At 67.3% G+C, this 12,733-nt stretch carries 7 protein-coding genes; 5 read left to right on the top strand and 2 right to left on the bottom strand.

All coding sequences use genetic code 11. The features are described from left to right. Positions 1 to 119: 119 nt before the first annotated feature. The gene (locus EJ105_RS11365; RefSeq protein ID WP_394042095.1) at positions 120 to 1,373 is read left to right on the top strand and encodes a lytic murein transglycosylase; all 1,254 of its coding nucleotides are present in this window, start codon (positions 120 to 122) and stop codon (positions 1,371 to 1,373) included. A gap of 3 nt (positions 1,374 to 1,376) precedes the next feature. Here EJ105_RS11365 and EJ105_RS11360 read toward each other — a convergent pair whose 3' ends face one another. Further along, positions 1,377 to 2,648: an MFS transporter gene (locus tag EJ105_RS11360; RefSeq protein ID WP_250166416.1), complete on the bottom strand. Its 1,272-nt coding sequence runs from the start codon at positions 2,646 to 2,648 to the stop codon at positions 1,377 to 1,379. A gap of 287 nt (positions 2,649 to 2,935) precedes the next feature. Continuing rightward, on the bottom strand, positions 2,936 to 3,628 hold the full coding sequence (locus EJ105_RS11355; RefSeq protein ID WP_029557186.1) for a helix-turn-helix domain-containing protein: 693 nt from the start codon (positions 3,626 to 3,628) through the stop codon (positions 2,936 to 2,938). Between the two features lie 300 nt (positions 3,629 to 3,928). On the opposite strand from EJ105_RS11355, the gene EJ105_RS11345 reads away from it, so the two are divergent. The 4 genes from EJ105_RS11345 (at position 3,929) to narJ (ending at position 12,725) form a co-directional block, all read left to right on the top strand. Next, the gene (locus tag EJ105_RS11345; protein WP_284145412.1) at positions 3,929 to 6,631 is read left to right on the top strand and encodes a nitrate/nitrite transporter; all 2,703 of its coding nucleotides are present in this window, start codon (positions 3,929 to 3,931) and stop codon (positions 6,629 to 6,631) included. Between the two features lie 84 nt (positions 6,632 to 6,715). After that, positions 6,716 to 10,459 (top strand): nitrate reductase subunit alpha, encoded by a 3,744-nt coding sequence (locus tag EJ105_RS11340; RefSeq protein WP_250166415.1) that lies wholly within the window; start codon positions 6,716 to 6,718, stop codon positions 10,457 to 10,459. Then, on the top strand, positions 10,456 to 12,006 hold the full coding sequence (narH, locus tag EJ105_RS11335; protein ID WP_250166414.1) for a nitrate reductase subunit beta: 1,551 nt from the start codon (positions 10,456 to 10,458) through the stop codon (positions 12,004 to 12,006). Before EJ105_RS11340 ends, narH begins: the two co-directional genes overlap by 4 nt. Next, positions 12,006 to 12,725, top strand: coding sequence for a nitrate reductase molybdenum cofactor assembly chaperone (gene narJ / locus EJ105_RS11330; protein WP_250166413.1), 720 nt, complete (start codon positions 12,006 to 12,008; stop codon positions 12,723 to 12,725). Before narH ends, narJ begins: the two co-directional genes overlap by 1 nt. Positions 12,726 to 12,733: the final 8 nt, after the last annotated feature.

Here is a 12,733-nt window from a genome sequence, read left to right as displayed (position 1 = left end):
GGCCCTTCCCCGGCACGCCGATCGGGTTTGAAGGGAAGGCAAGCACCCGCCGTGCCAGCCATCGGCTTTGGCGGCGGCTGGGGGCCATGCTACCCTCCGGCGCTGCTTTCCCCTGATCGATGAGCCGTCCCTTGCCTGCCGGTTGCCGTTGCCTCCTCGCCGAGCTGATCGCCTGGACCCTGGCCCTCACCATCGCCGCTGCCGCACCGGCGCAGGCGGCGGATGCTGCATTCACGCAATTCATCGCCTCCCTGTGGCCGGAGGCGCAGGCGGCGGGCGTGTCGCGCGCCACCTTCGAGCGGGAGACGGCCGGCCTCGAGCCCGACTACAAGCTGCCCGACCTCGCTTTGCCCGGCCGCCCCTCCACCGGTGCCGGCGGACAGGCCGAGTTCGTGCAGGTGCCGGCCGCCTATGTGAAGGAGGCCACCATCGCCCGCCTCGCCGCCGAGGGGCAGCGGCTGATGCAGAAATACAAGGCGCCCCTCGACCGCATCGAGGCCATGTTCGGCGTGCCCGCCCCCGTGGTGCTGGCCATCTGGGGCCGCGAGACCGATTTCGGCCGCTACACCTCGCCCCACGACGCGCTGAAGGTGCTGGCGACGCAGGCCTATGCCGGACGACGCAAGGACCAGTACCGCATCGAGTTCATCCTCGCCCTGAAGATGCTGAACGACGGCGACGTGAGCCGGAAGGATTTCCGCGCCTCCTGGGCCGGCGCGACGGGCCTCACCCAGTTCCTGCCCTCCGATTACGTGAAACACGGCGTTGATCTCGACGGCACCGGCCATGCGGACATCTGGCATTCGGTGCCGGACGCGCTCGCCTCCGCCGCCAAGCAGCTCGCCGACAAGGGATGGCAGCCGGGCGTGCGCTGGGCCTATGAGGTGCTGGCGCCGGTGAATGCCGACTGCACCATGGGCGTGCCGGAGGTGAAGCAGCCCATCAGCGAGTGGATCCGCGCCCGCTACGCCCCCGTCCGCCGCCTCTCCGCCACCGAGGTGGCGCAGCCCGCATCGCTGTTGCAGCCCGAGGGCACCTACGGCCCCTCCTTCCTCACCACGGCGAACTATTTCGTCATCAAGCAGTACAATTTCTCCGACCTCTACGTGCTATTCGTCGGCCACCTCTCCGACCGCATGACGGACCCCTCGCCCTTCCGCACGCCGTGGTCGGTCTCCTCCCAGCTCAAGACGAAATCGGTGGAGGCCATGCAGAAGCACCTCGCGCGGCTGGGGCTCTATTCCGACAAGATCGACGGCAAGGCCGGGATGCAGACGCGCGCGGCGCTCGGCGCCTACCAGAAGTCCGCCGGCCTCAAGGTGGACTGCTGGCCGAGCGAGGCGGTGCTGAACGCCATGAATGCCGGGCGCTGAGGCTCAGGGGATCGCCCGGTCCTCGTCCGGCCGGTGGAAGGCGAGGACGAGGACGACGGAGGAGAGCGCCAGCACCGCCATCAGGCCAAAGCCGTCGGCGAACGAGCCGCGCAGCGACAGCACGAAGCCGGTGATAACGGGGGCGACGAAGCCGGCCAGCGCGAAGCAGAAATCCATGATGCCCAAAGCGGTCGCCGCCTTCTCCGGCACGATGTCCACGTTCACCGCGAAATAGGCCGCGTTCGCCCCCATGGAGGCGGCGACCGCCAGCGAGATGCAGGCGATGGCCACCGGCAGGCTGGCGCTGAACGCCACCGGCACCACCGCGAGCGCCGCCACCAGTTGCGTCCCGGCGATGAGGTAGGAGCGCGACACGCGCAACCGGCCGGTGGTCTTCAGGAGGTGATCCGACCAGCGTCCCAGCGCCCAGAGCGCCACGGCGGCACACAGCCAGGGCAGCACGGTGAAGGCGCCCACGGCGGCAAGTTTCAGCCCGTAGGACTGCTGGAGATAGCTAGGCAGCCAGGCCATGAAGAAGAACAGGAAGTAGCCGAAGACGAAGAAGGCCCAGTAGTTCACCAGCAGCGTGCGGTTGGTGAGCAGCACCCGCACCTCGCTCATGCGCGGCCAGCGGCGGACGGGCGCGGCCTCGGCCTTCTGGCCTTCGCGGATGAAGGCCAGCTCCTGCGCATTCACATGGCGCGACTGGGCCGGGTCGTCGCGGAAGAGGACGTACCAGAGCGGCACCCAGACCACCGAGAGCGCGAACAGCACGGCGAACGTGCCGCGCCAGCCCAGCGCCGCCAGAAGCTGCGTCACGATCGGCCCGCCGCAGGCGAGCGCCACCGGCACTGCCACCAGCGCATAGGAGAGCGCGCTCGCCTGCCGGGCCGGCGGCAGCCAGCGCTCCACCGCGCCGGTGACGGCGGAGAAGTTCGGCCCCTCCGCCATGCCCAGCAGCGTGCGCGCGAGATAGAGGGTGAGGAAGCCGGAGGCGAGGCCGGTGAGGCCGATGGACAGGCTCCACAGCACCGCCGCGATGCTCAGCACGATGCGCGCGCCGTAGCGATCCACCGCGAAGCCGCCGATGAGCGTCGTCACCGCATAGCCGAGGCCGAACGCGCCGAGGATGGTGCCGGCGGCGGCCTTGGAGAGGCCGAGCTGCTGCTCGATGGCCGGGATGGCATAGGAGATGGCGGCGCGATCGATGTAGTTCACCACCGTGATGGCGAACAGCAGGAAGATCACCACCCTGTGGAACCGCGTCGCCGCCATGGATCGCCCCCTGCCCGTGCGCGGTGAGTCACCGGCCAGGAGCACCATGGGCAAGACAGGCGGTCTTAATCAAGAGCCAAGCACGACCAGCGCGGACTTCGCTTCGCCGACAAGCGCCATCCATTCCCGCCGTCGCCCTCCGGCTTGACCGGAGGGCCCATATCTCCGCCGGGACAAACGGCCGGATGGGTGCTCCGGTCGAGCCGGAGCACGACGGCAGTGAGGCCATGGGGCCGCCGGCACGAAGCGCGGGGCGCGAGGCGAAGGATGCGGGGGCCGGCCGCCCCTCACTCCGGCCCGTCGATGAGCGGATCGGGCCGCGCGAAGGCGGCGAGCGCCGCGCGGTCGGCGAGAGTGATGACGGCGCCCCGGCTCGTCACGCCGTGGGTCTTCAGCACGGCGAAGGCGCGGGAGAGATTTTCCGGCGTCATGCCCAGCAGCGAGGAGAGCACCCGTTTCTCGAACGGCAACGTGATGCGCCCTGCCCCCTCCGCCTCGGCGCGCTGGAGCAGCCAGTTGGCGAGGCGCTCGGCCCCGGTGCGCAGCTTCTGCCCCTTCACCTCCTTCACCGCCCGGCGATAGCCGCGGGCCAGCTCGGTGACGACGGCACGGGTGAAGGCCGCGTCCGTGCCCATCGCATCGCGCACCTTCTCGGCCGGGATCATCAGCACCTGCGATTTCTGCAGGGTGCGGGCGGACTGGAGATAGATGCGCGCATTGAGCACCGCCGCGAGGATGAAGGTGCCCACCGGCTCCACGATGCTCATGGTGGTTTCGCGCTCGCCGAAGGTGGCGAACAGCTCCACCTGCCCCTCCACCACCACATGGAGGAAGTCCGCCTCGTCATTCTCGTTGATGAGCGTCACCCCCGGCGGGAATCGCTGGAGAAACGCCGTGCGCACCAGCTCCGCGAAGGTCTCCTCGCGGGCATCGGCGAACAGCGGCAGGCTTCGGATCACGGCGGCGTCGTCAGGCCTCATGCGCACCTCGTTTCGTCACCCCTACCATGCCATCACCTTCGCCACTTGACAAATGTCAATTGCCGCGTCAAAGCTTGTAAAGTTGAGACAGCAATAAAGATATTTCGTTCCGGATCATCCAATAAGTCTCCGCTGTTTTCTGATGACCGAAGTCTATTACTGATACAGATCAAAGAAGCCACGGCGCCCCCGCCGCAGGTTGCGACGCGCGGTCCAGCCGCGACTTTGCAACTGGCGGGTTGAAGCCATGCACACCCCTTTCGAGGCGAGCCAAAGCGACCAGCGGCGCGCCCTTTTTCCATGAGCACCCTCGCCTTCACCGTGTGTTTCGCGGTGTGGACGATCTTCTCCATCATCGGCATCCGCATCAGGCAGGATCTCGGCCTCTCGGACACCGAGTTCGGCCTCCTCATCGGCACGCCGATCCTCACCGGCTCGCTCATCCGCGTGGCGCTGGGCGTGTGGGCGGACGTGTATGGCGGGCGCGTGGTTTTCGCCCTCACCATGCTGGCGGCGGCAGTGGCCACCTTCCTCCTCACCTATGCCGCGACCTATCCGCAGTTCCTGCTGGCGGCGCTGGGCGTCGGCATCGCCGGCGGCTCCTTCTCGGTGGGCGTCGCCTATGTCTCGCGCTGGTATCCGGCGGGCAAGCAGGGCACGGCGCTCGGCATCTTCGGCGCCGGCAACGTGGGCGCGGCGGTGACCAAGTTCCTGGCCCCCTTCGTGCTCGTCGCCTTCGGGTGGCAGATGGTGGCGCAGGTGTGGGCCGCCGCCCTCGTGGTGATGGCGGTGCTTTTCTTCGTCACCACCAAGGATGATCCGGTGCTGGTGGAGCGCCGCCGCCTCGGCATCAAGCCGAAGAGCGCGTGGCTGGAGCTGGAGCCGCTGAAGAACGTCCAGGTGTGGCGCTTCTCGCTCTATTATTTCTTTGTCTTCGGCGCCTTCGTCGCGCTGGCGCTGTGGCTGCCGCAGTATCTGGTGAAGGTCTACGGCCTCGACATCAAGCAGGCGGGCATGATCGCCGCCGCCTTCTCCGTGCCGGCGAGCCTGTTCCGCGCCTATGGCGGGCATCTCTCCGACGTCTACGGCGCGCGGCGGGTGATGTACTGGACCTTCCTCGTCTCGGTCCTCGCCACCTTCGTGCTGTCCTATCCGCCCACGGACTATGTGGTGCGCGGCATCAACGGCCCCATCACCTTCCACATGGAAATGGGCGTCGCCGGCTTCACCGTCACGGTGTTCGTGCTCGGCTTCTTCATGGCCCTGGGCAAGGCCGCGGTCTATAAGCACATCCCGGTCTATTACCCCAACAATGTGGGCGCCGTGGGCGGCCTCGTGGGGATGATCGGCGGCCTCGGCGGCTTCGTGCTGCCGCTTGCCTTCGGCGTGCTCAACGACCTCACCGGCCTGTGGACCAGCTGCTTCATGCTGCTGTTCGTCATCGCGGTCGGGGCGCTGGCCTGGATGCACCTCGCCATCCGGCATATGGAAAAGGAAGCCTCTGCTCCGGCGCTGGCCACCCTGCCCGAGCTGCCGGAAATGCAGGGCATGCCGACGCCCGCCCTGCCCGCCCGCAAGGCCGGCGCGGTGCTGACCGACTGGCGGCCCGAGGACAAGACGTTCTGGGCCTCCACCGGCCGCGCCATCGCCCGGCGCAATTTGTGGCTCTCCATCCCGGCGCTGCTGTTGTCCTTCGCCATCTGGCAGGTGTGGTCGGTGGTGGTGGCGAAGCTGCCGCTGGTGGGCTTCAAATTCACCACCGACCAGCTGTTCTGGCTCGCCGCGCTCCCCGGTCTCACGGGCGCGACGCTGCGAATCTTCTATTCCTTCATGGTGCCGATCTTCGGCGGGCGGCTCTGGACGACGCTCACCACCTGGTCGCTCATCATCCCCGCGCTCGGCATCGGCTATGCGGTGCAGAACCCGGACACGCCCTATGTGGTGCTGCTCATCCTCGCGCTGCTATGCGGCTTCGGCGGCGGCAACTTCGCCTCCTCCATGGCCAACATCTCCTTCTTCTTCCCCAAGGCGGAGAAGGGCAACGCGCTGGCGCTGAATGCCGGCCTCGGCAACCTCGGGGTCAGCGTGGTGCAGTTCGTGGTGCCGCTGGTCATCACCATGGGCCTGTTCGGCACCTTCGGCGGTGATCCGGCCATGGTGAAGGCGGCGGCGGGGCCGGCGCCCATGTGGCTGCAGAATGCCGGCTTCATCTTCGTGCCCTTCATCGTCCTCTCGGCCTTCGGCGCGTGGTTCGGCATGAACGACATCGCCGACGCCCGCGCCTCCTTCCGCGAGCAGTCGGTGATCTTCCAGCGCAAGCACAACTGGATCATGTGCTGGCTCTATACGGGCACCTTCGGCTCCTTCATCGGCTATTCCGCGGGCTTCCCCCTCCTCACCAACATCCTCTTCCCGGAAGTGAACGCGCTCTCCTACGCCTTCCTAGGCCCGCTGGTCGGCGCGCTCGCTCGCTCCGGCACGGGGTGGCTGGCGGACCGCTATGGCGGCGGACGGGTGACGCTGTTCGTCTTCGTGCTGATGATGGCGGGCGTGTCGGGCGTGCTGTGGGCCATCGGCATGCGCGCCGAGCCCTGGGCCTTCTCGGCCTTCTTCGCGGCCTTCCTGGTGCTGTTCTTCGCCACCGGCGTGGGCAACGCCTCCACCTTCCAGATGATCCCCGCGATCATGGCGAAGGAGATGGACCGCCTGATGCCCGCCGCCGACGCGGAGGCGCGCCGCAAGCAGGCGGAGAAGGAGGCGGCGGCCATCACCGGCTTCACCTCCGCGATTGCCGCCTTCGGGGCCTTCTTCATCCCCAAGGGCTACGGCACCTCCATCGCCCTGACGGGCGGGCCGGAGGCGGCGCTCTGGGCCTTCCTCGGCTTCTATGTGAGCTGCCTTGTCATCACGTGGGCCGTCTACACCCGCAAGGGCGGCCTTCTCCACGACATCGAGCGCGGGATCGCCCCGCGCGCCACTCCCCGTCCGGCTGCGGCCGCGTAGCACCAGCGGTTCGCGAGCCCGGCTCGCGAACCGCTGGTCAAGCCCGCGCGGCGCTTGAGCGAAAACACACGGAAGGCTCTACCCATGTCCCATTTCCTCGACCGGCTCACCTTCTTCCGCCGCGAGACCGAGCCCTTCGCCAACGGCCACGGCATCGTCACCCACGAGGATCGCTCGTGGGAGGACGGCTACAGGAAGCGCTGGCAGCACGACAAGATCGTGCGCTCCACCCACGGCGTGAACTGCACCGGCTCCTGCTCGTGGAAGATCTATGTGAAGGGCGGCATCGTCACCTGGGAAACCCAGCAGACGGACTATCCCCGCACCCGCCCGGACCTGCCGAACCATGAGCCCCGCGGCTGCGCCCGTGGCGCCTCCTACAGCTGGTATCTCTATTCCGGCGCGCGGGTGAAGCACCCCATGGTGCGCGGGCGCCTCCTCAAGCTCTGGCGCGAGGCGCGGGCGAAGCTGCCGCCGGTCGCCGCCTGGGCCTCCATCGTCGGCGATGCGGAAAAGCGCGCCTCCTACACCTCCATCCGTGGCCATGGCGGGCTCGTGCGCGCCAGCTGGGACGAGGTGAACGAGATCATCGCCGCCGCCAACGCCCACACCATCCGCACCCATGGCCCGGACCGGGTGGCGGGCTTCTCGCCCATCCCGGCCATGTCCATGGTGTCCTACGCGGCGGGGGCGCGCTATCTCTCGCTGCTCGGCGGCGTGTGCCTCTCCTTCTACGACTGGTATTGCGACCTGCCGCCGGCCTCTCCCCAGACCTGGGGCGAGCAGACCGACGTGCCGGAAAGCGCCGACTGGTACAATGCCGGCTTCATCATCGTGTGGGGCTCCAACGTGCCGCAGACGCGCACGCCGGACGCCCATTTCTACACCGAGGTGCGCTACAAGGGCACCAAGAGCGCGGTGGTGACGCCGGATTATGCCGAGGCCACCAAATTCGCCGACATCTGGCTGAACCCCAAGCAGGGCACCGACGCCGCGCTGGCCCTCGCCATGGGCCATGTGATCCTGCGCGAATCTCACCTTGACCGGCAGGTGCCCTACTTCGACGATTACCTGCGTCGTTACTCGGACATGCCTTTCCTCGTGCGGCTCGTGGAGCGCGACGGGCGTCTCGTGGCGGAGCGGATGCTGCGCGCATCGGACCTGCCCGGCGGCCTCGGCGAGACCAACAATCCCGAGTGGAAGACCGTCGCCTTCGATGAGGCGAGCGGCGATCTCGTGGCCCCCGTGGGCTCCATCGGCCACCGCTGGGGCGAGCAGGCGAAATGGAATCTGGAGGAGAAGGACGGCACCGGCCGCGCCCTGCGCCTGCGCCTCTCGCTGGAGGACCATGCGGACGAGATCGCGGCCGTGGACTTCCCCTATTTCGGCGGCCGCGCCACCGAGCATTTCGTCTCCACCGACCATGGCGAGGTGCTGACCCGCAACCTGCCCGTCCGCCTCATCCAGGGCGCGGACGGCAGCGTGATGAAGGTCGCCACCGTCTACGATCTCATGATGGCCAATTACGGCCTCGACCGGGGCTTCGGCGGCGGCAATGTCGCCGTCTCCTATGACGAGGATGTGCCCTTCACCCCGGCCTGGGCAGAGCGCATCACCGGCGTGAAGCGCGATGCCATCATCACCGTGGCGCGCGAGTTCGCCACCAATGCGGAGAAGACCAACGGGCGCTCGATGATCATCATCGGCGCAGCCATGAACCACTGGTATCACATGGACATGAACTACCGGGGGGTCATCAACCTTCTGGTGTTCTGCGGCGCCATCGGCCAGTCGGGCGGCGGCTGGTCGCATTATGTGGGGCAGGAGAAATTGCGGCCGCAGACCGGATGGCAACCGCTCGCCTTCGGCCTCGACTGGTCGCGCCCGCCCCGGCACCAGAACGCCACCTCCTTCTGGTATGCCCACACGGACCAGTGGCGCTACGAGACGCTGACCGCCGGCGAAATCCTCTCCCCCACCGCGCCCAAGGGCGAGTGGGACAAGAGCTTCATCGACTACAATGTCCGCGCCGAGCGCATGGGCTGGCTGCCCTCTGCGCCGCAATTGAAGCAGAATCCCCTCGCCATCGCCGCCAAGGCCAAGGCCGCCGGCAAGGAGGTGAAGGACTATGTCGCCTCGGCGTTGAAGAGCGGCGAGCTGGAACTCTCCTGCCACGACCCGGATCATCCGGACAACTGGCCGCGCAACCTCTTCGTCTGGCGCTCCAATTTGCTGGGGTCCTCGGGCAAGGGGCACGAATACTTCCTCAAGCACCTGCTCGGCACCCAGCACGGCGTGATGGGCAAGGACCTCGGCAGCGAAGGCGCGGTGCGCAACACGGAAGTCGCTTGGCAGGAGGAAGCGCCCACCGGAAAGCTCGATCTGCTGGTGACGCTGGACTTCCGCATGTCCACCACCTGCGTCTATTCGGACATCGTGCTGCCCACCGCCACCTGGTACGAGAAGAACGACCTGAATACTTCGGACATGCACCCCTTCATCCATCCCTTGTCCGCAGCCGTGGACCCGGCGTGGGAAGCGCGCTCCGACTGGGACATCTACAAGGGCCTCGCCCGCACCTTCTCGGCCGTCGCGCCCGAGGTGCTGGGGGTGGAGACCGACACGGTGCTCACCCCCATCCTCCACGACACGCCCGCCGAGATCGCGCAGGCGCTGGATGTGAAGGACTGGAAGAAGGGCGAGGTGGAGCCCATTCCCGGCAAGACCATGCCCAGCGTGACCGTGGTGGAGCGCGACTATCCCGCGACCTACGCCCGCTTCACCGCCCTCGGCCCGCTGATGGAGAAAATCGGCAACGGCGGCAAGGGCATCAGCTGGAAGACCGGGCATGAGGTGGACGCCCTGCGCGCCCTCAACGGCACCCACCGCGAGGGTCCGACCAAGGGCCTTGCGAAGATCGAAACGGACATCGACGCTGCCGAGGTCATCCTCATGCTGGCGCCGGAGACCAATGGCGAGGTGGCGGTGAAGGCGTGGGAGGCCCTCTCCCAGAACACCGGCCGCGAGCACGCCCATCTGGCGCTGCCCAAGGAAGACGAGAAGATCCGCTTCCGCGACGTGCAGGCGCAGCCGCGCAAGATCATCTCGTCCCCCACCTGGTCGGGCATCGAGAGCGAGAAGGTCTGCTACAACGCCGGCTACACCAACGTCCACGAGCTGATCCCCTGGCGCACGCTGACCGGCCGCCAGCAGCTCTATCAGGACCATCTGTGGATGCGGGCCTTCGGCGAGGAGCTCGTCACCTGGAAGCCGCCGGTGGACCTGAAGACCATCCCCGGCCATCGCAATGCCAAGCCCAACGGCAATACCGAGATCGTGCTCAACTTCCTCACCCCGCACCAGAAGTGGGGCATCCACTCCACCTATACTGACAATCTTCTCATGCTCACCCTCAACCGGGGCGGGCCGGTGATCTGGATCAGCGAGGACGATGCCCACGCGGCCGGCCTTGCCGACAATGACTGGGTGGAGGTGTTCAACGCCAACGGCGCGCTCACCGCCCGCGCCGTGGTCTCCCAGCGCGTCATGCCGGGCATGGCCATGATGTATCACGCGCAGGAGAAGATCATTAACACCCCCGGCTCGGAAATGACCGGCAAGCGCGGCGGCATCCATAATTCCGTGACGCGCACGGTGCTGAAGCCGACCCACATGATCGGCGGCTACGCCCAGCAATCCTACGGCTTCAACTATTACGGCACGGTCGGCGCCAACCGCGACGAGTTCGTGGTGGTGCGCAAGATGAACAAGGTCGATTGGCTCGAGGACGAGCTGCCGGCCGCTTCCGAAAAGGAGATGGCCCAATGAAGATCCGCGCCCAGATCGCCATGGTGCTGAACCTCGACAAGTGCATCGGGTGTCACACCTGCTCCGTCACCTGCAAGAACGTGTGGACCAGCCGCCAGGGCGTGGAATACGCCTGGTTCAACAATGTGGAGACCAAGCCCGGCGTCGGCTACCCGCGCGAGTGGGAGAACCAGAAGAAGTGGAACGGCGGCTGGCGCCGCAAGCAGAACGGCAAGATCGAGCCGCGCATCGGCGCGAAATGGCGGGTACTCGCCAACATCTTCGCCAATCCGGACCTGCCGGAGATCGACGATTATTACGAGCCCTTCACCTTCGATTACGAGCACCTGCACACGGCCAAGGAATCGAAGGCCTTCCCCACCGCCCGCCCGCGCTCCCTCGTTTCCGGCGAGCGGATGGAGAAGATCGAGTGGGGGCCGAACTGGGAGGAGATCCTGGGCGGCGAGTTCGCCAAGCGCCGCAAGGACGTGAACTTCGAGGGTGTGCAGGCCGAGATCTACGGCCAGTTCGAAAACACCTTCATGATGTACCTGCCGCGCCTGTGCGAGCACTGCCTGAATCCCACCTGCGCGGCGGCCTGCCCCTCCGGCGCCATCTACAAGCGGGAGGAGGACGGCATCGTCCTCATCGATCAGGACAAGTGCCGGGGCTGGCGCATGTGCGTCTCGGGCTGCCCCTACAAGAAGATCTATTACAACTGGTCTTCGGGGAAGTCGGAAAAGTGCATCTTCTGCTATCCCCGCATCGAGGCGGGCCAGCCCACCGTGTGCTCGGAAACCTGCGTCGGGCGCATCCGCTATCTCGGCGTGCTGCTCTATGACGCCGACCGCATCGAGGAAGCGGCCAGCGTGAAGGACGAGAAGAAGCTCTACCAGGCCCAGCTCGACCTCTTCCTCGATCCGAAGGACCCCGCCGTCATCGCCCAGGCCCGCGCCGATGGCGTGCCCGATGCCTGGATCGAGGCGGCGAAGGTCTCGCCCATCTGGAAGATGGCCATGGAGTGGAAGGTCGCCTTCCCGCTCCATCCCGAATACCGCACCCTGCCCATGGTCTGGTACGTGCCGCCGCTCTCGCCCATCCAATCCGCCGCCACCGCCGGCAAGATGGGCATGGATGGCGAGATGCCGGACGTGCGCTCCCTGCGCATCCCGCTGCGCTACCTCGCCAATCTCCTCACCGCCGGCAACGAGGAGCCGGTCGCCCTCGCGCTCGAACGCATGCTCGCCATGCGCGCCTACATGCGGGCGAAGACGGTGGACGGCCGCATCGACGGGGGCATTGCCACCAGGGTCGGCCTCACCGGCGCGGACATCGAGGACATGTACCAGACCATGGCCATCGCCAATTACGAGGACCGCTTCGTCATCCCCACCGCCCATCGCGAGGCGGGGGAAGACCCGTTCGACCTGCGCGGCTCGTGCGGCTTCTCCTTCGGCAACGGCTGCTCGGGCGGGGACAGCGATGTGAACCTGTTCGGCAGCCCCACCCACACGCCCGGCCGGCGCACCAAGCCCCCCCGAAATAAGACACCGATGGAGGTGGAGTGATGGCCGACAATCTCACCCTCAAGGCCCTCTCCCGCCTCCTCCTCTATCCCGAGGCGGCGTTGCAGGATGCGGCGCCCCACCTCGCCGAGGCGCTCACCGAAGACGGCCGGCTGGACGCCCCCACCCGCCTCGGCCTCATGCCGCTGCTGCGCTCGCTGGCGGGCGAGGACCTCTATGACCTGCAAGAGGCCTATGTGAGCCTCTTCGACCGCACGCGGCGCCTGTCCCTGCATCTGTTCGAGCATGTGCATGGGGAAAGCCGCGACCGCGGGCAGGCCATGGTGGACCTCGCGGCGCTCTATGCGCAGGGCGGCCTCGCCATCGACGCCAACGAGCTGCCGGACTTCCTGCCCCTGTTCCTGGAGTTCCTCGCCACCCGGCCCGAGGCCGAGGCGCAGGCGCTGCTCGCCGATGTGGACCACATCCTCGCTACCCTGGAAGAGCGCCTTGGCGAGCGCGGCTCGCTCTATGCCGCCGTGCTCACCGCCGTGCGCCACCTTGCCGGTGCCGAAGCGGTGTTGGCACCCACACAGGAGCCCGTGCCCCACACCGAAGACCTCACCGCCCTCGACCTCAATGCGCTGGACAAGGAGTGGGAGGAAACCGCCGTCACCTTCGGCCCCGGCGATGCCGCCTCCTGCGGCGTCGATCGCTTCCGCACCCAATTGCGCGCCGCCCAGCGCGATGTGCGCCACCCGGCGCCTCAACCTGCCGCCTGAAGGAGACG

Source organism: Xanthobacter aminoxidans, from assembly GCF_023571765.1.
Taxonomy (GTDB): Bacteria; Pseudomonadota; Alphaproteobacteria; order Rhizobiales; family Xanthobacteraceae; genus Xanthobacter; species Xanthobacter aminoxidans.
This window is presented reverse-complemented; position numbering and strand designations above follow the sequence as displayed.